This window comes from Microbacterium saperdae (assembly GCF_006716345.1).
Lineage (GTDB): Bacteria > Actinomycetota > Actinomycetes > Actinomycetales > Microbacteriaceae > Microbacterium > Microbacterium saperdae.
This window is the reverse complement of record NZ_VFOX01000001.1, coordinates 2,061,599-2,082,201: the sequence shown is the minus strand read 5'-3', so window position 1 is coordinate 2,082,201 and position 20,603 is coordinate 2,061,599. Positions and strand designations below refer to the sequence as shown.

At 68.0% G+C, this 20,603-nt stretch carries 20 protein-coding genes and 1 tRNA gene; 10 read left to right on the top strand and 11 right to left on the bottom strand.

All coding sequences use genetic code 11. The annotated features are described in order from the left end of the window. Positions 1 to 9: 9 nt before the first annotated feature. The gene (locus FB560_RS09965; RefSeq protein WP_141872213.1) at positions 10 to 867 is read right to left on the bottom strand and encodes a 3-hydroxyacyl-CoA dehydrogenase; all 858 of its coding nucleotides are present in this window, start codon (positions 865 to 867) and stop codon (positions 10 to 12) included. A 60-nt stretch (positions 868 to 927) separates the two neighbouring features. Next, positions 928 to 1,365: a MarR family winged helix-turn-helix transcriptional regulator gene (locus tag FB560_RS09960; protein ID WP_170198100.1), complete on the bottom strand. Its 438-nt coding sequence runs from the start codon at positions 1,363 to 1,365 to the stop codon at positions 928 to 930. A 100-nt stretch (positions 1,366 to 1,465) separates the two neighbouring features. On the opposite strand from FB560_RS09960, the gene pepN reads away from it, so the two are divergent. Then, on the top strand, positions 1,466 to 3,955 hold the full coding sequence (pepN, locus tag FB560_RS09955; protein WP_141872211.1) for an aminopeptidase N: 2,490 nt from the start codon (positions 1,466 to 1,468) through the stop codon (positions 3,953 to 3,955). An 8-nt stretch (positions 3,956 to 3,963) separates the two neighbouring features. On the opposite strand, the gene FB560_RS09950 is transcribed toward pepN, so the two are convergent. Then, positions 3,964 to 4,500 (bottom strand): GNAT family N-acetyltransferase, encoded by a 537-nt coding sequence (locus tag FB560_RS09950; RefSeq protein ID WP_325058550.1) that lies wholly within the window; start codon positions 4,498 to 4,500, stop codon positions 3,964 to 3,966. Then, complete coding sequence (locus FB560_RS09945) at positions 4,500 to 5,138, bottom strand: MBL fold metallo-hydrolase (RefSeq protein ID WP_141872210.1); 639 nt, start codon at positions 5,136 to 5,138, stop codon at positions 4,500 to 4,502. Before FB560_RS09945 ends, FB560_RS09950 begins: the two co-directional genes overlap by 1 nt. Before the next feature lie 151 nt (positions 5,139 to 5,289). Between FB560_RS09945 and FB560_RS09940 the strand changes: the two genes are divergently transcribed. Then, positions 5,290 to 5,362: transfer RNA gene (locus FB560_RS09940), tRNA-Glu, on the top strand. Between the two features lie 50 nt (positions 5,363 to 5,412). On the opposite strand, the gene FB560_RS09935 is transcribed toward FB560_RS09940, so the two are convergent. The 4 genes from FB560_RS09935 to FB560_RS09920 all read right to left on the bottom strand — a co-directional run bounded on the left by FB560_RS09935 (position 5,413) and on the right by FB560_RS09920 (position 8,998). Beyond that, on the bottom strand, positions 5,413 to 6,651 hold the full coding sequence (locus FB560_RS09935; protein WP_229673141.1) for an MFS transporter: 1,239 nt from the start codon (positions 6,649 to 6,651) through the stop codon (positions 5,413 to 5,415). Further along, positions 6,651 to 7,199, bottom strand: coding sequence for an ArsR/SmtB family transcription factor (locus FB560_RS09930; RefSeq protein ID WP_141872208.1), 549 nt, complete (start codon positions 7,197 to 7,199; stop codon positions 6,651 to 6,653). Before FB560_RS09930 ends, FB560_RS09935 begins: the two co-directional genes overlap by 1 nt. A gap of 132 nt (positions 7,200 to 7,331) precedes the next feature. Further along, positions 7,332 to 8,444 (bottom strand): DUF4349 domain-containing protein, encoded by a 1,113-nt coding sequence (locus FB560_RS09925; RefSeq protein WP_141872207.1) that lies wholly within the window; start codon positions 8,442 to 8,444, stop codon positions 7,332 to 7,334. After that, positions 8,441 to 8,998: an RNA polymerase sigma factor gene (locus FB560_RS09920; protein ID WP_141872206.1), complete on the bottom strand. Its 558-nt coding sequence runs from the start codon at positions 8,996 to 8,998 to the stop codon at positions 8,441 to 8,443. Before FB560_RS09920 ends, FB560_RS09925 begins: the two co-directional genes overlap by 4 nt. Positions 8,999 to 9,262: 264 nt before the next feature. Here FB560_RS09920 and FB560_RS09915 point away from each other — a divergent pair, with 264 nt between their 5' ends. Beyond that, positions 9,263 to 10,267 (top strand): TerC/Alx family metal homeostasis membrane protein, encoded by a 1,005-nt coding sequence (locus FB560_RS09915; RefSeq protein WP_141872205.1) that lies wholly within the window; start codon positions 9,263 to 9,265, stop codon positions 10,265 to 10,267. 20 nt (positions 10,268 to 10,287) lie between these two features. Here FB560_RS09915 and FB560_RS09910 read toward each other — a convergent pair whose 3' ends face one another. Then, on the bottom strand, positions 10,288 to 10,884 hold the full coding sequence (locus FB560_RS09910; protein WP_141872204.1) for an LON peptidase substrate-binding domain-containing protein: 597 nt from the start codon (positions 10,882 to 10,884) through the stop codon (positions 10,288 to 10,290). Positions 10,885 to 10,920: 36 nt separating this feature from the next. Between FB560_RS09910 and FB560_RS09905 the strand changes: the two genes are divergently transcribed. After that, positions 10,921 to 11,418, top strand: coding sequence for a DUF427 domain-containing protein (locus FB560_RS09905; protein ID WP_141872203.1), 498 nt, complete (start codon positions 10,921 to 10,923; stop codon positions 11,416 to 11,418). Between the two features lie 21 nt (positions 11,419 to 11,439). Here the strand turns inward: FB560_RS09905 and FB560_RS09900 are convergent, their stop codons facing one another. Together FB560_RS09900 and FB560_RS09895 are read right to left on the bottom strand one after the other, a co-directional pair. Continuing rightward, positions 11,440 to 12,753 (bottom strand): LLM class flavin-dependent oxidoreductase, encoded by a 1,314-nt coding sequence (locus tag FB560_RS09900; RefSeq protein ID WP_141872202.1) that lies wholly within the window; start codon positions 12,751 to 12,753, stop codon positions 11,440 to 11,442. After that, a complete protein-coding gene (locus tag FB560_RS09895) occupies positions 12,750 to 14,045 on the bottom strand; it encodes an O-acetylhomoserine aminocarboxypropyltransferase/cysteine synthase family protein (protein ID WP_141872201.1) in 1,296 nt (431 codons plus the stop codon). Before FB560_RS09895 ends, FB560_RS09900 begins: the two co-directional genes overlap by 4 nt. 187 nt (positions 14,046 to 14,232) lie before the next feature. On the opposite strand from FB560_RS09895, the gene leuC reads away from it, so the two are divergent. The 6 genes from leuC (at position 14,233) to FB560_RS09865 (ending at position 20,596) form a co-directional block, all read left to right on the top strand. Continuing rightward, positions 14,233 to 15,690: a 3-isopropylmalate dehydratase large subunit gene (gene leuC, locus FB560_RS09890; protein ID WP_141872200.1), complete on the top strand. Its 1,458-nt coding sequence runs from the start codon at positions 14,233 to 14,235 to the stop codon at positions 15,688 to 15,690. A 2-nt stretch (positions 15,691 to 15,692) separates the two neighbouring features. Then, positions 15,693 to 16,289 (top strand): 3-isopropylmalate dehydratase small subunit, encoded by a 597-nt coding sequence (gene leuD, locus FB560_RS09885; protein WP_141872199.1) that lies wholly within the window; start codon positions 15,693 to 15,695, stop codon positions 16,287 to 16,289. Positions 16,290 to 16,356: 67 nt separating this feature from the next. Beyond that, the gene (gene murA / locus FB560_RS09880; protein ID WP_141872198.1) at positions 16,357 to 17,724 is read left to right on the top strand and encodes a UDP-N-acetylglucosamine 1-carboxyvinyltransferase; all 1,368 of its coding nucleotides are present in this window, start codon (positions 16,357 to 16,359) and stop codon (positions 17,722 to 17,724) included. Then, on the top strand, positions 17,721 to 18,485 hold the full coding sequence (locus FB560_RS09875; protein ID WP_141872197.1) for a lysophospholipid acyltransferase family protein: 765 nt from the start codon (positions 17,721 to 17,723) through the stop codon (positions 18,483 to 18,485). Before murA ends, FB560_RS09875 begins: the two co-directional genes overlap by 4 nt. Before the next feature lie 13 nt (positions 18,486 to 18,498). Further along, positions 18,499 to 19,608, top strand: coding sequence for an NAD(P)H-dependent glycerol-3-phosphate dehydrogenase (locus FB560_RS09870; RefSeq protein WP_229673222.1), 1,110 nt, complete (start codon positions 18,499 to 18,501; stop codon positions 19,606 to 19,608). Further along, complete coding sequence (locus FB560_RS09865; protein ID WP_141872195.1) at positions 19,514 to 20,596, top strand: D-alanine--D-alanine ligase family protein; 1,083 nt, start codon at positions 19,514 to 19,516, stop codon at positions 20,594 to 20,596. Before FB560_RS09870 ends, FB560_RS09865 begins: the two co-directional genes overlap by 95 nt. Positions 20,597 to 20,603 lie beyond the last annotated feature (7 nt).

Sequence of the window (20,603 nt, the reverse complement as noted above, 5' to 3'; positions counted from 1 at the left end):
TCGCGTGGGTCAGTTGCTGCGCGGGTAGGTGTAGAAGCCTTCTCCGGTCGCGACGCCGAGCTTGCCCTGGTCGATGTAGCGCTCCTTGATGAGGTCGGCGAAGGCCTGCTGCTTCGCGTCGCCCATCCGGGAGATGTTGTACGCCGTGGTGAGTCCGACGATGTCGTAGATCTCGAACGGACCGGCAGGGGCCCCGGTGCCGATGCGCCAGGTGGCGTCGATGGCCTCGGGCTCGGCGATGCCGTCGACCAGGAGCTCGCCGGCCGCCTGCAGGAACGGGACCAGGAGCGAGTTGAGCAGGTAGCCCGCCTTCTCCTTCTTGATCTCGATCGGGACCATCCCGATCTGACCGGCGAACGCGACGACCTGCTCGTAGACGGCGGGGTCGGTCGCGGGCGTGCCCATGACCTCGGCGGTGTTGTGCGACCAGATCTCGTTCGCGAAGTGCAGTGCGAGGAAGCGGTCGGGGCGACCGGTGGACGCGGACAGAGCGCTCGGGAGCAGTGTCGAGGAGTTCGTCGCGAACACGGTCGCTGCGGGGGCTGCGTCGGCGATCGTCCGGTAGATGCTCTGCTTCAGCTCGAGGTTCTCGGGCACGGCCTCGATCACGAGGTCGGCCGCGGACACGGCATCCGTCAGATCTGAACTCAGACGGATCCGCTGGATCGCGGCTGCCGCACCGCCGTCGGCGGCACCGGCGACCCCATCGGCCTCGTAACGCGCGGCGAGGCCCTGGAAGCGCTCGGAGGCGTGACCGAGGGCGGGCTGGTCGATGTCGTACGCGACGACGTCGAAGCCGTGGAAGGCGGTCTGGAACGCGATCTGCGATCCGAGGACGCCGGTGCCGAGGACGGTGATGTTCTTCATTTCTCTTCCTTCTGTGGTGACCTTGTGGGTCGGGTTCCGCGGGTGCGCCGATGCGCCCGGTCAGGGCAGATCGGCGCTGTGGTCGAATCGCTCGAGGTCGTGTGCGAACCGGGCGACCTCTTCGTCTGTCCAGGGAGCGAGGTGCGCATCGATGATCCTCTGCAGGGTGTCGAGTGTGCCTCGGTAGGCCGCTGTCCCTGCGGGCGTCAGCTCGAGCGGCCGTCCGCGCCCGGAGTCGCTGGGGACCTCGCGGACGATGCCGAGCGAGGTGAGCGAGGCGAGCTGGCGGGACACGGTCGACCGGTTGAGCCGGAACATGCGCGCGATGTCGATGGAGCGGATCCCCGGCTGCTCGGCGATGGCCATCACGATGGACTGGTCGGTGACCGAGAGTGGTGTGTCGTCGAATCGTGCGTCCGCCAGGCCCCGGCGAGAGATCGCCACGAGCGAGCGGAGCACCGTCGCGCTGTGCCGGTCTCGTTGTTCTTCGATGTCCATCGCGCGCCTCCTGTTGTCATATGCAACATTACGCCGTGCTGTTGCATTCCACAACATTGGTGAGATCCGGATCGAACGACGCGGATGACAGGATGGATGCATGGACACCGCCAATCTCACCCGCGAGGAGACGGCTGCGCGATCCGCTGCCGTCGCCGTGCGCAGCATCCGTGTCGAACTCGATCTGACCGGGGCGCCCGATCCGGGAAACAGCGGTTTCCCGACCGTGACGACGATCGACTTCGACGCAACGGTGTCCGAGACCTGGCTCGACTTCATCGGCGAGTCCGTGGACCGCATCACCCTCAACGGTGTGGACCAGGAGCCGCGTCATGACGGTGCCCGGATCCCTCTCGTCGGACTGGCCGCCCGCAACATCGTCGTGGTGGAAGCCGTCGGCGCCTACAGCCGATCCGGTGAGGGACTGCACCGCTTCGTCGACCCGGCTGACGGGGAGACCTACCTCTACACCCAGTACGAGCCGGCCGATTCACGCCGCGTGATGGCGTGCTTCGAGCAGCCCGACATCAAGGCGCCCTACACGTTCGTGGTGCACGCGCCGTCCGGCTGGGAGGTGCTGTCGAATCAGATCGCGGTGGGCACGCAGCACGACGATGCTCGCCAGCGCGTCGAGTTCGCCCCGACCTTGCCGATCTCGAGCTACATCACCGCTGTCGCAGCGGGACCGTATGTGCGGGTCGACGGGGAATGGTCCCGCGGTGCTCAGCGGATCGCGCTGGGCGTGTTCGCGCGGCGCTCGCTCGCCGCGCATCTGGAATCCGAGGAGATCCTCGAGATCACCCGCCAGGGTCTCGACTTCTTCACCGACGCCTTCGCCTCTCCGTACCCCTGGGGCAAGTACGACCAGATCTTCGTGCCCGAGTACAACCTCGGCGCGATGGAGAACCCCGGGCTGGTGACCTTCACCGAGGCCTATCTGTCGCGCGGAGCGGCGACCGACGCGCAGCGCGCGGCGCGCGCCAACACGATCCTCCACGAGATGGCGCACATGTGGTTCGGCGACCTCGTCACCATGCGGTGGTGGGACGATCTGTGGCTCAAGGAATCCTTCGCCGACTACATGGGGGCGCATGCCTCCGCCGCGGCGACCCGGTTCACCGATGCCTGGGTGAAGTTCGCCGCCAACCGCAAGGCCTGGGCGTATCAGCAGGACCAGCTGCCGACCACGCATCCGATCGTCGCCGACATCACCGACCTCGAGGCGGCGAAGCTCAACTTCGACGGGATCACCTATGCCAAGGGAGCGGCGGTGCTCAAGCAGCTCGTCGCCTTCGTCGGGGAGGAGGCGTTCTTCGAAGGCGCGAGACGGTACTTTGCCGCGCACGCGTTCGGCAACACCACGCTCGCCGACCTGCTGGAGCAGCTGAGCGCCGTCTCCGGTCGCGACATAAGCGACTGGTCGCAGGCATGGCTCGAGACCACCGGCATGTCCACCCTCGCGTTGGAGGAGACCGGGTCAGGGACAGTGGAGTTGGTGCAGACCGATCCGCGTCCGCATCGCCTGCGCATCGGTCTCTACGGTCGGACCGGCGACCGCATCGTGCGTCAGGGGCAGGTGGCGCTGGACATCGCCGCGACGCGGACTCCCGTCGACCTTCCGGACGCCGACCTGGTGATCCTGAACGACGACGACCTGACGTACGCGAAGGCGCGCCTCGACGAGCGGTCCCTGCGGACCGTCGAGGAGTCGTTGTCGATCGTCGAGGATCCGCTGGCACGTGCGCTGGTCTGGTCGTCGCTGTGGAACGCCACGCGTGACGGCGAGCTCGATGCCTCCCGCTACGTGGCCGTCGTCCGGACGCATGCGCCCGCGGAGTCCAACATCGGACTGCTCGCCGGGGTCATCGCGAACGCCGCATACGCGGTGCGTCACTTCGTCGTCGACGAGCGACGCGCCCAGGAGCAGCGTGCCTGGACGGAGACGACCTGGACGGCGCTGCAGGCAGCGGATGCCGGGAGCGACGCCCAGCTGAGCTGGGCACGCGCCCTCGCCGGTGCGTCGGCCTACGACGACCTCCACAGCGTGGACCTCCGCGTCATGCTCGACGGCACGGCACCCGACGGACTCACGATCGACCCCGATCTGCGCTGGCAGATGCTCACCGCGCTCGTCACCACCGGGCATGCGACCACGGAGGACATCGAGGCGGAGGAGGCGCGCGACGACACGGGGAACGGGCGCACGGCGGCACGGCGGGCGAGGGCATCGCGACCGGATCCGCTCGTGCGGAGTGCGGCCTGGGACGCCGCCTGGGATGACCTGGCGCTCAGCAACGACCACTTGGACGCGGAGATCGCGGGCTTCCGCGCCGGCGGCCGACGTGATCTGATCGAGCCCTTCGACGCGACGTACTTCGAGCGCATCGGTGCGGCATGGAGTTCGCGCAGCATCGAGCTCGCGCGGCGTCTGGTGATCGGGTTGTTCCCCGCGACGGACTCGCTCTCGCTCGTCGACACCTGGCTCACGGAGAACACCGCGGCGCCGGCGGCACTCCGCCGCATCGTGATCGAGCAGCGTGATCACCTCGCCAGGGAGCTGCGGGTGCGCGGCGCGAGGAAGATCGGCTGATCCGGGGGCTACGTCTCGGGCTCGGCTTCGAGCTGCATCCCCATCACGGTGCGCACGATCCACGGATGTGCGCGGTCGTCGTCGATGTGCGTCATGCCGAGCTTCTCGGCGACGCCGCGTGAGGCGTCGTTCGCCGGGTGGATGATCGCGGTGAGCAGAGTGGGGGAGAACTCGCGACGCACCAGCTCGCGGCACACCAGCGCGGCCTCGGTGGCATAGCCCCGGCGCTGCAGTGCCGCACGCACGTGGTAGCCGACCTCTAGGACCGGCGTGTCGTTGAAGGACTGCCAGGTCACCCCGCAGTCGCCCACGAACTCCCCGTCGTGCGTCTCGATGATCCAGAGCCCATGGCCATGCTGGTCGTAGCTGCGCTGCATGCGAGCGATCCAGTCCGCGCTCTCCTCGCGCGATCTGGGCGCGGGATAGTACGACATCACGTCGGGGTCTCCGAGAAGGGCTGCCATCCGGTCGAGGTCGTCCGATGTCATCTCACGGAATCGGAGCCGGTCGGTCGGCGGAGGGAGCAGCCGCTTGGCCGCCTTCATCAGAGGTCGAGCGACTCGCCGGGTTCGAGCACGAAGAACTCGCCGCCGCCCTGCTCCGTCGCCCATTGCAGACGTGCCCGGTGCATGGTCTTTCCGGCGACAGAGAGCGTCATGTCGTGCGTGCCGAAGGCGCGACGCGGCTTCACGGCCAGAACGTAGTCCATCGCCTCGCCGATCTTCAGCCAGGGGGCGCCGAGCGGGGCGGCCAGAGTGTCGATCGCGATGCCCTCCGGCACAGCGTACGAGTCGCCGGGGTAGTACAACTCCTCGTTCACGAGTACTCCGACGTTCTCGATCGTGGGGATCGAGGAGTGGATGATCGCGTGGGTGCCTCCGAAGAAGCGCAGGGTGAAATCGCCCACCGTCACCGTCTGGCCGGGCGACACGATCGTGATGTCATAGCCCGAAGCGGCCGCCGCCACCCCGGAGGGGGCGAAGATCGGCGTGCCGGGGGCAGCGCGCAGGAGGCGGTCGAGGTGTTCCGGCGTCCAATGGTCGGGGTGCTCATGCGTGAGCACGATGCCGACCAGGCCGTTGAGGTCGTCGAGCGGAGTCGTGAAGGAGCCGGGATCGATCACCAGTGTCTGATCGCTCTGATCGATCCGGAGGGTGGCATGTTCGAACTTGGTCACGCGCATGGGATGAGTCAACTCCTTCTGGGGTCTGCGGGCAAACCGATGACGGGTGCGCCACGCCCGGGCGTACGGCACCCTCGGCTCGATTTGGCGCAGCAAGAATCGCCGTGGCATACTTGAACGGTTGTCGCGGGACGGAAACGTTCCGCCAGACGGCCCCATCGTATAGCGGCCTAGTACGCTGCCCTCTCACGGCGGTAACGCGGGTTCGAATCCCGCTGGGGTCACACAACACACGAAAGCCCCCGGTTCTCCGGGGGCTTTCGTCGCATCCGGGTCAGTTCACGGGGCGGAGCGAGAGCTCGCGGAAGGTCCTGTTCCGCAGCGGCACGATCATCAGGGCGGCCATCGCCGCCCCGAAGACCGTGAACGGCACCCAGAGCGCCGTCGCCGAGGCGAGCGTACCGAAAGCGATCATCGCGAGCGGCATCAGGCAGTCGTCACCCAGGCGGGTGATCGCGCCCATGCGGCCCAGATAGGCGGTGTCGATCGTCGCGGCGAACGTCGAGCTCAGCAGCACGGACGCGTATCCCGCGGTCGCTCCGATCACGAACGACGCCATCGCCACCGTCCAGGCCGGTCCGATGCCGAGTGCCACGATGCCGCCGCCCTGCACGACCAGTGCCCAGAAGCCGGCAGAGGCCTCGCGCCGAGGCCGCCATCGCGCGACGGAGACGGCGCCGAGCGCTGCGCCGACTCCGAGGAGCGCTTCGAACAGGCCGACCGCCTGCGCGCCCCACCCCTGGTCGTGGGCCCGCAACGCCAGTCCGATGCCGACAGCCGGACCGACGGCCAGGTTCAGACCGGACAGGGCGAGCACGAGCGTGCGCGTCGTGGGCGCGTTCTTCAGGTGAACGAAGCCGCGCGCGATCCCGCGCAGCGCGGGTTCCTTGGCAGCTCGCGGAAGCGCGAAGCGTGGACGCAGCCCGAGCGCGATGAACGCGACGACGACGACGAAGGTGAGCGCATTGGCGGACGCGCTGCCGGCCAGTCCGGCGTGCGCGACCACCACGCCACCGAGGGCGGCTCCGCCCATCGTTCCCAGCCGTGAGGCCGTCTGCGCGACCGCCGAATAGGCAGGAAGATCCGAGGCGCGCACGAGCTGCCGCGCGATCGTGCCCGCCGACGGTTCGTAGAAAGCGTCGCAGACCCCGAACGCGATGGCGGCGAACAGCAGCACCGCGATGGTGGGTGGCGTCGCGACGACCCAGAGCGCCACAGCGATCAGCACCCCCACCCTCAGTGCGTTGAACAACAGCATGACGCGGCGCGCGTCCGCCCTGTCCGCGAGGATGCCGCCGAACAGCAGCACGGCGGCTCGGGGCACGGTACCTGCCGCGACCACGAGGCCCGCGACGGCAGGGGTGGCGATCTGCACGGCCGTCCACGCGAGCGCGATCGTCCAGAGCGCGTCTCCGGCATCGGACAACGCCTTGATCCCGATCCAGGCATGTACGCGCCGATCGCGCGGGAACGGTGGTGGCTCCTGCAGCACGATCGGTTCCGCGACGCTCATCACGGCTCCGTCGGGAAGATGTGGGAGAAGAAGAAGACCGGCACTCGCGGCTGCCCATCCGTGTCGTCGATCGACGTCTGCCATTCGCTCAGCGTCTGCCGCAGGCGGTCGGACAGATCTTTGATCTCCGCCGCCGACGCCCAGGTGGTCGTCTCGGTGTTGAACGCCTCGTATTCGGCGTATGCCGGATCGCCTCGATGACGTCGCCAGCGTTGCAGCCGCTCCATCTGCATGCGGATGCCTTGGCGCTCCGCCTCGCGGGCGAGCAGGGCGTCCGCGGGGGAGTCCGCGAAGTCCTCGGCCGACCAGGTCATGCTGCGCCGGGCGAGGCGCCACCAGCTGGTGCGGCGATCTCCGCGGGGGTCTTCGGCGCGTTCGACGACGCCGGCCCGCTCGAGCATCCGCAGATGATGGCTGATGCTGCCCACCTGGCTCTCCAACGAGCGGGAGATCGTCGTCACCTGTGACGTCCCGTACAGGAGCAGGTAATCGAAGATGCGGCGACGCAGCGGGTGGTTCACGGCGGTGATCACGGAGATGTCTTCCACGAGAGGACACGCTATGCCCGGTCGCTGAGACCCACAAGAGTTCTTGTATACCGCGGAAAGACGCGGGATACGCGCACGTCCACGCCGAAGGCCGCCGCGGAAACGAGACCCGCGGCGGCCTTCGGTGCGACCTCAGTCCGCGGCGGTGTCCGCGCTGACCGTTGCTTCGCGCCGAGCCCGACGGGCGCGGCGGATGAGCCAGATGACGAGCACCACGACGGCGGCGACGCCGAGCCAGGGGAGGATGAATCCGACGGCGATGACGAGGGCGTTCAGCGAGACGACCAAGCCGTTCCATCCGGCCAGCACGCCGTCGGCGAAACCGGCGGGGTCGGCGGTGGTCGGCACCGAGGCACGCGTGAGTTCGACCTGCACCGTCGACATCGCGACCTGGTCCTCGATGGAGGCGAGCTGCTGCTCCCACGATTCGAGCTGTGCCTGACGATCGGTCAGCGCGACTTCAGCCTCGATGAGTTCGGAGACGCTCCCGGACTGCGCCATGAGCTCGGTCAGCCGCTCGACCGACGCCTTGGTCGCATCGACGCGTGCCCGCAGATCGATCGCCGTCGAAGTCACGTCCTGCTTCGCGATCGACGACGACAGCACCTCGCCGGAATCGCCGAGCTCGCTGATCACGTCGGTGAGATCGGCGGACGGCACGCGGACGCTGATCCAGCCGTACCCCGCATCGGCCGGGGCGGGAGCGGAGCTGTCATCGATCGCGAGTGCCTTGCCGACCTGCGTGCTCTCGACGTAGCCGCCGTGTTCCTCCGCGAGTGCGGTCACGGCCGCAGCGGCCGTCGGGATGTCCTTCACCTGAAGAGTGACGTTCGCCGTGGTGACGATCTCCCTGTCGGCATCCCCGGCCTCGGCGCCGAGGAGGGTCGACGGTGCCGATGCGTCGCTCGACCCGTCGCCAGGTACGACCTCTGAGCTCCGGTCAGACGACCCCGCGCTCGATTCCGCGACGGATCCTCCGGACATGTCGGTGCCGTCTGCCGTGCTCATCACGACTCCGGAGCCGACGGCACCGAGGATGGGCGGTGTCACGAGCACTCCGAGGGTGAAGGCGGCAGCGATGCCGGCGCCTGTCAGCCACCGGCGACGCCGCAGCCTCGAGCGCGCGGCCGTGGGAGCGGCAGGCGATCGTTCCTCGGCGATCTGCGAGAACACCGCGTTCTCGATCCGCGCGATCGCGTCATCCGGCAGGTCCGGCAGGTCGTCGATCGAGTTCTGGTCGTTCATGCGTCTCTCACTTCCTTGACGGCGCCACGCAATTGGGTGCGCACTCGGGAGAGACGGTTCCGGACCACGGCATGGCTCACGCCCAGCTCATCGGCGGCTGCCTGATAGGCATAGCCCTCCGATGCGCACAGGCGGAAGATCTCACGGTCGAGCTCGTTCAGGGTGCCGACCTCGGCCGCGATCCGCGCGGCGAGCGCGGCCGTGATGACCTGCTCCTCCACGCTCACCGTGTCCGGGACGTTCTCGTCCAGGACATCCGCGGTGTGGGCCTGATCTCGTCGCCGTTGGCGGAGCCGATTCGCCGCCTGGAAGCGGCAGATCGTCGCCAGCCACGGCAGGATCGATTCCCCCTGCAGTTCGAGGCTCGGGAGTTTCCTCCAGGCGACCACGAACGTCTCCTGGGTGACGTCCTCGGCGTCCGAGGACGACGCGAGGATGCCGTCGGCGATCCAGAAGACCGGTCGGACATGGGCGCGATACAGCTCGCGGAAGGCGCTCTCGTCACCTGCCGCGGCCTGCGCCGCCCACTTCTGATCACTCGTCTGCACGGGCATCCTGATTCCGTTCGGTGTCTCTCAACAGAGAAGTGTCGACAGAAGCGCCATCGTCTCAGAATCGCCGGGGGAAGTCACGTCCGCGGGAACGGTCCTGCACCCCCGCCCGCTCCGCTAACATGGGCATCGCGAGGGGGAGTATCCCGGATCCGCGCGTAACGTCATCACGAGCACCAGTTCCGCTGCTCCGGGCGCGCGACGCACTCTGTGCGGGGGAGAGACTCTCGGTATCCAACGACCCCTCTCGAAAGGCGCAGTGCGCGCGTGAACATTCCCGTCTGGTTCGAAGTCGGCTCGCTCGTCGTCCTCGTGCTCATCCTCATCGGCGATCTGATGCTGGTGCGCCTGCGCCCGCACATCCCGTCGACCAAGGAATCCACCCTCTGGGTCGCCTTCTACGTCGGTCTCGCGCTGGTGTTCGCCGGCTTGCTCGCCCTGTTCGCGGGCGGCCAGTTCGCGGGGGAGTTCCTCACCGGATGGGCGCTGGAGTACAGCCTGTCGATCGACAACCTCTTCGTCTTCGTGCTGATCATGGCGCAGTTCGCGGTGCCGCGGCGGCTGCAGCAGATGGTGCTCATGGTCGGCATCATCATCGCGCTGGTGCTGCGCGGACTGTTCATCCTGCTCGGTGTCGCGATCATCGAGAACTTCTCGCCGATCTTCTACATCTTCGGTGCGTTCCTGATCTACACCGCGATCCGTCAGGCGATGCCGGACGGCGACCACGACGGCGAGGTGCAGCGCGAGAACTTCATCGTCCGGCTGCTGCGTCGTCGTATCGACATCAGTGAGGAGTACGACGGCAACAAGCTGCGCACGGTCGTCGACGGCAAGCGCATGTGGACGCCGATGATCATCGTCTTCGTCGCGATCGGTGTGACCGACCTGATGTTCGCGATCGACTCGATCCCCGCGATCTTCAGCATCACGCACAACAGCTTCCTGGTCTTCACGGCGAACATCTTCGCGCTGATGGGGCTGCGTCAGCTGTACTTCCTGTTGGGCGACCTCCTGGATCGACTGCGCTACCTGCACTACGGCATCGCGATCATCCTCGGTTTCATCGGGGTCAAGCTCGTCCTGCACGCCATGCACGAGAACGAGCTGCCGTTCATCAACGGGGGCGAGCACATCGCGTGGGCCCCCGACATCCCCATCTGGATGTCGCTGACCGTCATCCTGGTCGCGATGGTCGGCGCCACCGTCGCCAGCCTGATCGCCTCATCACGAGAGAAACGCGCCGCCAGGAACGCCCTCAGCGTCGACTGAGTTCACGGGGCGCACACGGGTCATTCGGCTGACCACAGCAGCTCCGCCTCGAGCGTGAGATCGATGACCTGACGGAGCAGCGATCCGGCGGTGGTCGACCGCAGGAGGGTGTAGCGGTCGTATTCGCCCAGCGGGGCGATCGCAGCGAGCTGCCAGGCGGCGGCGATGGGGTCGTCGGAGAGCTCGGTGCCGGCATCCCATCGTGCCTCGGGAGCCCGCGCGAGAGTGCGCCGCACGATCGCCTCGGCTTCGGTGCGCAGCGGGGTGAGAGCATCGTTCCATCCGAGCTCGGGCAGTGCCGTGACCTCGGCGCGGGGATAGGGATCATCGTCCAGCCACTGCTCGACGGTGAATCGCTCGGTGCCGACGGCCACGATGTGCACCACGTCCGCGCCTGGCGCGACGCTGACCAGGCGGGCCACGGTGCCGATGCCGCTCCGCCGGTCGCCGCCGCCGACCTCGTGGCCGCGCTCGATGAGCACGACGCCGAACCGCGCCTCCTCCTCGTCGAGCAGGCGTCCGATCATGGTGAGGTATCGCGGCTCGAACACCTGCAGGGGGAGCGGAGTGTGCGGCAGCAGCACCGAGCCGAGCGGGAACATCGGTATCGCGATCATCGCACCAGTCAACACCGAGCGACGTACAGTGAACAGATGCGCAGGCCTCATCCCGTCACGCCCGCTCACGGCCAGGAATCCGTGTGGGGCTATCCGCGGCCGCCGCGGGTGGAGCCGGTCCCGGAGCGGGTCACGATACGCCTCGGCGGTGCGCTGATCGCCGACACCCGTCACGCGGTGCGGGTGCTCGAGACGAGCCACCCTCCGGTGTATTACCTGCCGATCGCGGACTTCGTCCCCGGTGCCCTCGTGGATGCGCGCGGCACGTCGTTCTGCGAGTTCAAGGGTGCCGCACGATACCTCGACGTGCGCAGCGGAGGTCTCGTGCGCGAGGGCGCGGCGTGGAACTATCCGCATCCGGATCCGGGATACGAGACCTTGGTCGACCGGGTCGCCGTGTATGCAGGGCAGATGGACGAATGCACGGTGGGCGGCGAGGTCGTCACTCCGCAACCGGGTGGATTCTACGGCGGGTGGGTCACGTCCTCCGTCGTGGGGCCGTTCAAAGGCGTGCCCGGCTCGCAGGGCTGGTAGCGCCTCGGCCGGTGCGTCGACTCAGAACGCGCGCAGGTTCGCCTGCAGGCCGCCTTCGACGTACTCGCGGCGCAGAATGCCGCGTCGGCGCAGGATCGGCACGAGCTCGTCGAGCGTGCGATGCAGCGTGACGGGGTGGAAGTCTCCCCAGAGCAGGACTCCGTCGTTGCCCCACTCGCCCAGCTCCTCGATGAGATCGGCGAACTCCTCTGCGGTGCCGACGAAGCCGCTGCGGTCGTCGATGCGTCCGGCACGGACGAGTGCCGTGAGGTGGGCGCGCAGCGGGGCATCCTCTCCGAGATCGCCGATCAGACGCTGGATGCTGCCGCGCGACACGTGCGCGCCGAAGAGCGACAGATCGAGGGGCTTGTCGAGATCGAGCGATGTCAGATCCGTCTCCAGGTCGCTCGACTGCTTGCGGGCGATCTGGACAAGGGCGGCATCATCGGGGTGCGCCGATGCGGCGACGATCCGTTCCGCTTCCTCGACCGAGGAGGTGATGACGGGCTGGATCGCGAACAGGATCTTGATATCCTCCGGGCGCCGGCCCTTCTCGATCGCGGCGTCGTGCACCTTCGCGCGATAGGCGCGCACGGACGCCTCATGCAGCGGAGCCAGCGCCAACTGCACGTCCGAGTTCGCGCCGGCGAAACCGAGACCACGCCCGGACCCGCCGGGCGAGACGATGGCGGGCTCCCCGTCGGTGAACGGGAGTGCGTTGAGCGGACCGTCGAAGGCGAAGTGCTCACCGCGGTGCCTGATGGGACGCAGTTTCGTGCCGTCCGCATAGACGTCCGTGCCTCTGTCGGCGATCAAGGCCCCGTCGTCCCAGCTGTGCCAGAGCGCGCGGATGCCGTCGAGCCACTCCTCGGCGCGGTCGTAGGCGGCATCGTGATCGAGCTGCGGTGCGTCCGAGAAGTGTCGTGCACTGCCGGTGTCCGTCACGACGTTGAGGCCGAGACGATGTCCGCTCAGGTGCTGCAGTGTGGCGAACTGGCGAGCGGAGGTGAACGGCAATGATGCCGCCGGGTTCACGGTCGGGACGACACCGAGGTGCCTCGTCGCCTGGAACAGGTACGGAGCGAGCAGGAGAGGATCGTGCTTCGGTCCGCCGAAGGCGTGGCGGACGCGGATGTCGATCGTCTCGGGGGAGCCGAGCGAAGGGCTGTCCTCGATGATGACGAGGTCGAAGCCGGCCTGTTCGAGCGTGCGCGCCGCCTCCTGGTAGATCTCGGGGCGGGTCCAGTCGTAGTCCCAGTCGAGCGACGGGTAGCCCCATCCCTGCGGGCCGAAGCCGCGCGCGAGGAACCAGCCGAAGTGCTGCGGACGGCTCATGCGATCGCAGCCTCGGTCGCCGAGAGGACCTGGGCGAGATCGCCGATGAGGTCGCTCACGTCCTCGATTCCGATCGACAGGCGGAGCGTGCCGGGGAAGATCCCGTGGAGCTCGCGTTCCTCCGGAGCGCGCTGGGCGTGGCTGGTCGTGCCAGGGTGCAGCACGAGGGAGCGCACGTCGCCGATGTGGGTCATGTGCACGAACACCTCGACGCTCTCGACGAAGCGACGCGCCGCCGGCAGCCCGCCGCGCAGCGTGAACGTGAAGATCGACCCGAATCCGCCCCGGAGGTAGTGCTCGGCCTTCGCATGGTCGGGGTGGGAGGGCAGGCCGGCATAGTCGACGCTCTCGACCTCGTCCTGCGACTCCAGCCAGCGCGCGATCTCGAGGGCGTTGCGCGATTGGCGTTCGACACGGAGACCGAGGGTTTCGACCCCCTGCCCGATCAGGAAGGCGTTGAGGGGGGAGGGGGAGGCACCGAAACGCGGCGCGACGGACTCCCGCGCGTAGGCGATGCGTGCGTTCCCTCCGTGGCGCGCGGCGACGCTCGGGAGGCCCCCGCGACCGGGGAGGACGAGGTGCGGCGCGTTGTGGCCGTGGCGCACGGCATCGAATCGGCCGTCGTCGATGATCACACCGCCGAGCACGGAACCGTGCCCCGCCAGGAACTTCGAGGCGGAGTGCACGACGATCGCGGCTCCGTGCTCGAGAGGCCGCACCAGATACGGGGTCGCCAGCGTGTTGTCGACGATCAGCGGGATCGCGGCTTCGTCGGCGACGGCGCTGATCGCCGAGATGTCGAGGATGTCGTTGCGCGCGTTCGCGATCGACTCCGCGAACAGCGCGCGCGTGTTCGGACGGATGGCGGCGCGCCACGCTTCCGGGTCATCGATGTCGTCGATGAACGTGGCCTCGATGCCCAGTCGCGCCAGGTTGTCGACCAGGAGACCGCGCGTCCCTTCGTAGATGTGGGTCGAGCTCACGATGTGGTCGCCCGCACCGGCGACGGTCAGGAACGCCGTGACGACGGCGGCCTGGCCGCTGGCGACGAGCACCGCATCCGCACCCGATTCGAGAGCGGCGAGCTGCCGCTCGACCGTGCGGACCGTCGGGTTCCCCGTGCGGGTGTAACCGAAGCCGGCGCCGGTGCCGAAGTGGTCGGCAGCGTGGTCGAAGTCGTCGAACTCGAAGCCCGCCGTCAGGAAGATCGGAGTGGCACGCGACGTGGCCGTCTCGCGAGTGCGGCCAGCGTGGACCGCACGGGTGACGAAGTGGGCGGAGTCGGCGGTCATACGGGTACCTCTCGATAGGGCAGGTCTCAGTAGAGTGTCACGGCGCGTCACACCGTGCTGAAGCGGTGGTAATCTGACGTCATGCGGATCGTGCTCCTTCTTAGCGGCCGCGACGAGACCTCGTTCTGAGCCCCTCCTCGTCGCGGAGTCCATCGTGGGCCGAACCGCCAGCTTCAGGAGACACGCAATGAACACCCCCGCATCAGGTGCCGATCACGTACGCCCCCGCACGCTCGCCGAGAAGGTCTGGGATGACCACCTCGTCGTGAAGGGCGAGAACGGCGAGCCCGACCTCATCTACATCGACCTTCATCTGGTCCATGAGGTCACGAGCCCGCAGGCGTTCGACGGCCTGCGCAGCGAAGGGCGTCCGTTGCGTCGCCTGGATCTGACGATCGCCACCGAGGATCACAACACCCCGACGTGGGAGATCGACAAGCCCATCGCCGATCTGACCAGCCGGACGCAGATCGAGACGCTGCGGCGCAACGCCGCGGAGTTCGGTGTGCGTCTGCACTCGCTGGGCGACGCCGAGCAGGGCATCGTGCATGTGGTCGGCCCGCAGCTCGGCCTCACCATGCCGGGCATCACCGTCGTCTGCGGCGACTCGCACACCTCGACGCACGGCGCGTTCGGCGCGATGGCCTTCGGTATCGGCACCAGCGAGGTCGAGCACGTGATGGCCACGCAGACCCTTCCGCTGAAGCCGTTCAAGACCATGGCGATCACGGTCGACGGCACGCTGCGTCCCGGCGTGACGGCGAAGGACATCATCCTCGCGGTGATCGCGAAGATCGGAACCGGCGGGGGACAGGGCTATGTGCTCGAGTTCCGCGGCAGCGCCATCCGCGCGCTCTCGATGGAGGGCCGGATGACGATCTGCAACATGTCGATCGAAGCCGGCGCCCGCGCCGGCATGGTGGCTCCGGACGAGACGACGTTCGCGTACCTCGAGGGCCGTCAGCACGCGCCGAAGGGACAGGACTGGGACGACGCGGTCGCCTACTGGCGCACCCTCCCGACAGATGACGGCGCCACGTTCGACGCCGAGGTCTTCATCGATGCCGATCTGCTCGAGCCGTTCGTGACCTGGGGCACCAACCCCGGCCAGGGCAGCTCGCTGTCGGCCTCGGTTCCGAACCCTGCCGACATCAGCGATCCGAACGAACGCGCCGCGGCCGAGCGGGCGCTGGAGTACATGGACCTCACGCCGGGCACCCCTCTCAAGGACGTCCCCGTCGACGCCGTGTTCATGGGCTCCTGCACGAACAGTCGCATCGAAGACCTGCGGGCGTTCGCCTCGATCATCGAGGGCAAGAAGAAGGCGGACGGCGTCCGTGTGATGGTCGTCCCCGGATCCGCGCGCGTGCGCCTGGAGGCCGAGGCCGAGGGACTCGACAAGATCATCACGGACTTCGGAGCGGAGTGGCGGTTCGCCGGCTGCTCGATGTGCCTCGGGATGAATCCCGACCAACTCGCGCCGGGTGAGCGCTGCGCTTCGACCTCCAACCGCAACTTCGAGGGCAGGCAGGGCAAGGGCGGCCGGACGCACCTGGTCTCGCCGCTGGTCGCTGCGGCCACCGCGATTCGCGGCACGCTGTCCAGCCCCGGCGATCTGCTCGTCACCATCGGAGAAGAGGCCTGATCATGGACAAGTTCACGACCCACACCGGTATCGCAGCGCCGCTGAAGCGCTCCAACGTCGACACGGACCAGATCATCCCCGCGGTGTTCCTCAAACGCGTGACCAAGACCGGCTTCGAGGACGCCCTGTTCTACGCCTGGCGTCAGGATGATGAGTTCGTGCTGAATCAGCCCGTGTTCCAGGGGGCATCCGTACTCGTCGCCGGTCCCGACTTCGGCACCGGTTCGAGCCGGGAGCACGCCGTCTGGGCGCTGCGCGACTTCGGATTCAAGGTGGTCCTCAGCCCGCGATTCGCCGACATCTTCCGCGGGAACTCGGGCAAGCAGGGACTGCTCGCCGCCACGATCTCGGAAGAGGATCTGGAGCGCATCTGGGCGGAGATCGACCGTGTTCCCGGGGCGAGCATCACCGTCGACCTCGAGGCGCGCACCGCTTCGATCGGCGACATCCAGGCTGAGATCGGGATCGACGATTACACTAGATGGCGGCTCCTCGAAGGGCTCGATGACATCGGGCTCACGCTGCGCAACGAAGACAAGATCGCGCAGTTCGAGGCCCGTCGCGAGTCGTGGCGGCCCCGGACCCTCCCCGTGCAGTGATACGGAAGGGGCGGGTGGCCGAGGGGCGCCCCGCCCCTGATTTTCCGTGAATGAAGTGAGGCTCCGAATGACGACACCCGTGCGCGATGCTCTTCCGGACGGAGTCCCCGCTCTCACCGGAGACGTCCTCGCAATTCGAGGAGGACGCCCGCTGCGCGGCCGCGTCGACGTGAAGGGGGCGAAGAACCTCGCCACCAAGGCGATGGTCGCCTCCCTCCTGGGCGACTCGGTCAGCGTGCTGCGCGACGTCCCCGCGATCAGCGACGTCGCGGTGGTGCGCTCGCTGCTCGAGGTGCACGGCGTCCGCGTCTCGGACGGCGACGAGCCCGGCGCGCTGGTGTTCGACCCCAGCGATGTCGAGTCCGCGCACTTCGAGGAGATCGATGCGCACGCGGGAGCCTCCCGTATCCCGATCCTCTTCTGCGGTCCGCTTCTGCACCGTCTCGGTCAGGCCTTCATCCCCGACCTCGGGGGATGCCGCATCGGCGACCGTCCGATCGACTTCCACCTCGACGCGCTGCGCAAGTTCGGCGCCGTCGTCGAGAAGCTTCCGAGCGGCATCCGCCTCTCGACGGGTGGGACGCGTCTGCACGGCGCGAACATCCACCTGCCCTACCCGAGCGTCGGCGCGACCGAGCAGGTGCTGCTGACCGCTGTCCGCGCCGAGGGCGTCACCGAGCTGCGCAACGCGGCGATCGAGCCCGAGATCATGGATCTCATCGCGGTGCTGCAGAAGATGGGCGCGATCATCTCGTACGAGCCCAACCGGGTCATCGTCATCGAGGGTGTCGAGAAGCTCCGCGGCTACGACCACCGCTCCATCTTCGACCGCAACGAAGCCGCATCGTGGGCTTCGGCGGCACTGGCGACGGATGGCGAGATCTTCGTCGGCGGGGCCAAGCAGCAGGAGATGCTCACGTTCCTCAACGTCTTCCGCAAGGCCGGCGGCTGGTTCGACATCAAGGAGGACGGCATCCTCTTCCGTCGCGACGGCGAGCTGAAGCCCGTCGTCATCGAGACCGACGTGCACCCCGGCTTCATGACGGACTGGCAGCAGCCCCTCGTGGTCGCGCTCACGCAGGCGAACGGACGTTCCGTGGTGCATGAGACCGTGTACGAGAACCGGCTCGGCTTCACCGACGCGCTCGTGAAGATGGGCGCCGATATCGTCGTGCACCCGCGCGGCCTGCAGGCGGGTCCCCGTCGTGTTCCGCGTCGCGACCTGGAGCAGGCGGCCGTCATCACCGGTCCGACGCCGCTGCACGGTGCCGACATCGTCGTCCCCGATCTGCGCGGCGGCTACAGCCACGTGATCGCCGCTCTCACCGCGTCGGGGGAGTCCCAGGTCTCGGGTGTCGACATCCTCAGCCGCGGATACGAGAAGTTCCTCGCCAAGCTCGACGCCGTCGGCGCTGACTTCGACGTCATCCGGTGACGCCGGTGTCTTCCGGTTCGGGGGAGAAGTCGCGGCCGAGCCTGTTCTGGCCGCTCGCCGCGATCGTCGTGCCGTTGGTCTCGTTGATCGCGAAGGTCCGGGTCACCGGTGCGGAGAAGCTTCCGCGCACCGGTGCGTTCGTGCTGGCACCGAACCACTACTCGGAGTTCGATCCGCTGATCGTCGCCCTCGCGGTGTGGCGGATCGGCCGCGCCCCGCGCTTCATGGCGAAGGAGAGCCTGTTCAAGATTCCCGTCCTGGGCTGGTTGCTGCGGCGCACGGGCATGATCCCCGTGGCCCGCACCTCGTCGGCTTCGGCTGCGAAGCAGACCATGAAGCAGTCCGCCGAGCTCGTCGAGCACGGTCGGGGCGTGATCGTCTACCCCGAAGGCACGCTCACACGTGACCCTGACCTGTGGCCCATGCGCGGCAAGTCCGGCGCGGTGCGTCTCGCTCTCGCTGACGGCATCCCTCTGATCCCGATGGCCCAGTGGGGTACGCAGGAGATCATGGGGCGCTACCAGAAGGGCCTGAGCCTGTGGCCGTTGCGCAAGCCGGTGCGCGTCGTGATCGGGGATCCGGTCGACGTGTCGGATCTCCGCGGCCGCGCCGGCGAGCAGTCCGCTCTCAACGAGGCGACGAATCGGCTCATGAACGCGATCACCGCGCTGCTCGAGGAGCTGCGCGACGAGAAGGCGCCCGCTGAGCGCTGGAACCCCGCGAGCCACGGTCAGAAGGAGACGGGTCGTCTTGACTCCTAAGAGAAACGTGCCCGTGGGTCCCCGCGCGACCGTGATCGGTGCGGGCAGCTGGGGAACCACCTTCGGCAAGATCCTCGCCGACGGCGGTGCCCAGGTGACCATGTGGGCGCGTCGTGCCGAGCTCGCCCAGGAGATCAACGAGGCCAAACGCAACTCCCGCTACCTTCCGGGCATCAACCTGCCGCGGACGATGGCGGCGACACACGAGCTGGCCACCGCGATGCAGGGGGCCGAGCAGGTCTATCTGTCGGTGCCGAGCCAGTCGCTGCGGGAGAACCTCAAGGCACTCCGGCCGCTGCTCTCCGACAGCGATGCGAAGATCGTCAGCCTGATGAAGGGCGTCGAACGTGGCACCGGGCTGCGCATGAGCCAGGTGATCCAGCAGGAGCTCCGCTGCGATCCCGATCGGATCGCGGTCGCCTCCGGCCCGAACCTCGCCCTGGAGATCGCTCGCGAGCAGCCGACCGCCGCCGTCATCTCCTCGCGGAGCCAGGAGACGGCGGAGATCGTCGCGCGTGCGGCGCGGAACAGCTACTTCCGCACCTTCGTGAACACCGACGTGATCGGAACCGAGTTCGGCGGTGTGCTGAAGAACCTGATCGCGGTGGCGATCGGCATCGTCGACGGCGTCGGATACGGCGAGAACACCAAGGCATCGATCATCACGCGCGGACTCGTGGAGATGACCGACTTCGCGGTCGCGAACGGCGCACACCCTGAGACGCTTCAGGGCCTCGCGGGACTGGGCGACTTGATCGCCACCTGCCAGTCGCCGCTCAGCCGCAACAACACGGCCGGGCGCCTGCTCGGCCAGGGCTACAGCTTCCAGGACGTCGTGAAGCAGATGCAGCAGACCGCCGAGGGCCTCGCGTCCGTGGCGCCGATCCTGCAGCTCGCGCGCGAGTCCGAAGTGGACATGCCCATCGTCGAGCAGGTGAAGATGGTGCTGGACGGGAAGATGGACCCCCGTGACATCGCACCCCACCTGACGACGGACGACGACACCCCCCAGGGCGAGAGGACCAACCATGGACAAGCAGACGGTGGTGGTGCTCTTCGGAGGACGCTCCAGCGAGCATTCGATCAGTTCCGCCACGGCGGGGGGCGTGCTGGGCGCGATTGATCGCGACCGCTATGACGTGATCCCCGTCGGGATCACGCGGGAAGGCGCCTTCGTCCTCGAAGACGATGACCCTGCGAAGTTCCCGCTGGACGCCGAGCACCTGCCGGAGGTCGTCGACAACGGCAGCCGCGTGCGCTGGCCCGAACCCGGCGGCGACCGCACGCTGCGCGTCGTGCACACCGACGGCACGGTGGAGGGGCTGGGCGAGATCGACATCGTGCTGCCGATCCTGCACGGCACCCACGGTGAGGACGGCACCATCCAGGGCTACTTCGACACCCTCGAAGTCCCTTACGCCGGCGGCGGGGTGCTCGACTCCGCGCTGTGCATGGACAAGCACTTCATGAAGATCGCGCTCGAGGCGGCGGGAATCGCCGTCGCGCCCTGGGTGACCGTACGGCGCCGGGACTGGGCGGCGAACGCTGCGACGATCCGCGAGGATGCCGCGGCACTGGGCCTTCCGCTCTTCGTCAAGCCCGCCCGCGCGGGCTCCAGCGTGGGCGTCTCGAAGGTCGACGCCCCGGACGAACTCGACGCCGCACTGGCGCTCGCGTTCGCCGAGGACGACAAGGTGCTCATCGAGACCGGTGTCGTCGGTCGTGAGATCGAAGTGGCCGTCCTCGAGAGTGCAGACGGCGTCCGCGCCTCTCTTCCCGGGGAGATCGTGCTGACCTCGCGCGGCTTCTACGACTTCGAGGGCAAGTACCTCGGGGGCGATGGCGTCGATGTGGTCTGCCCCGCCGAGCTGGCCCCTGCGGAGGTGACGGCGATCCAGGAGGCCGGTATCCGCGCGTTCGAGGCCGTCGACGGCCGAGGGCTCGCCCGTGTCGACATGTTCCTCACTGCTGCCGGCGAGCTGGTCGTCAACGAACTCAACACGATGCCGGGCTTCACGCCGATCTCGATGTTCCCCAAGTGCTGGGTCGCGTCGGGGCTGAGCTACGGCGATCTGATCTCGGAGCTGATCGAGGCAGGTCTGCGCCGCTGACGGTGCG

Coding starts and splice junctions, on each gene's coding strand:
- FB560_RS09965 (WP_141872213.1), bottom strand. CDS start 867: ATGAAGAACATCACCGTCCTCGGCACCGGCGTCCTCGGATCGCAGATC.
- FB560_RS09960 (WP_170198100.1), bottom strand. CDS start 1,365: ATGGACATCGAAGAACAACGAGACCGGCACAGCGCGACGGTGCTCCGC.
- pepN (WP_141872211.1), top strand. CDS start 1,466: ATGGACACCGCCAATCTCACCCGCGAGGAGACGGCTGCGCGATCCGCT.
- FB560_RS09950 (WP_325058550.1), bottom strand. CDS start 4,500: ATGAAGGCGGCCAAGCGGCTGCTCCCTCCGCCGACCGACCGGCTCCGA.
- FB560_RS09945 (WP_141872210.1), bottom strand. CDS start 5,138: ATGCGCGTGACCAAGTTCGAACATGCCACCCTCCGGATCGATCAGAGC.
- FB560_RS09935 (WP_229673141.1), bottom strand. CDS start 6,651: ATGAGCGTCGCGGAACCGATCGTGCTGCAGGAGCCACCACCGTTCCCG.
- FB560_RS09925 (WP_141872207.1), bottom strand. CDS start 8,444: ATGAACGACCAGAACTCGATCGACGACCTGCCGGACCTGCCGGATGAC.
- FB560_RS09920 (WP_141872206.1), bottom strand. CDS start 8,998: ATGCCCGTGCAGACGAGTGATCAGAAGTGGGCGGCGCAGGCCGCGGCA.
- FB560_RS09910 (WP_141872204.1), bottom strand. CDS start 10,884: ATGATCGCGATACCGATGTTCCCGCTCGGCTCGGTGCTGCTGCCGCAC.
- FB560_RS09905 (WP_141872203.1), top strand. CDS start 10,921: ATGCGCAGGCCTCATCCCGTCACGCCCGCTCACGGCCAGGAATCCGTG.
- FB560_RS09900 (WP_141872202.1), bottom strand. CDS start 12,753: ATGAGCCGTCCGCAGCACTTCGGCTGGTTCCTCGCGCGCGGCTTCGGC.
- FB560_RS09895 (WP_141872201.1), bottom strand. CDS start 14,045: ATGACCGCCGACTCCGCCCACTTCGTCACCCGTGCGGTCCACGCTGGC.
- leuC (WP_141872200.1), top strand. CDS start 14,233: ATGAACACCCCCGCATCAGGTGCCGATCACGTACGCCCCCGCACGCTC.
- leuD (WP_141872199.1), top strand. CDS start 15,693: ATGGACAAGTTCACGACCCACACCGGTATCGCAGCGCCGCTGAAGCGC.
- murA (WP_141872198.1), top strand. CDS start 16,357: ATGACGACACCCGTGCGCGATGCTCTTCCGGACGGAGTCCCCGCTCTC.
- FB560_RS09865 (WP_141872195.1), top strand. CDS start 19,514: ATGGACAAGCAGACGGTGGTGGTGCTCTTCGGAGGACGCTCCAGCGAG.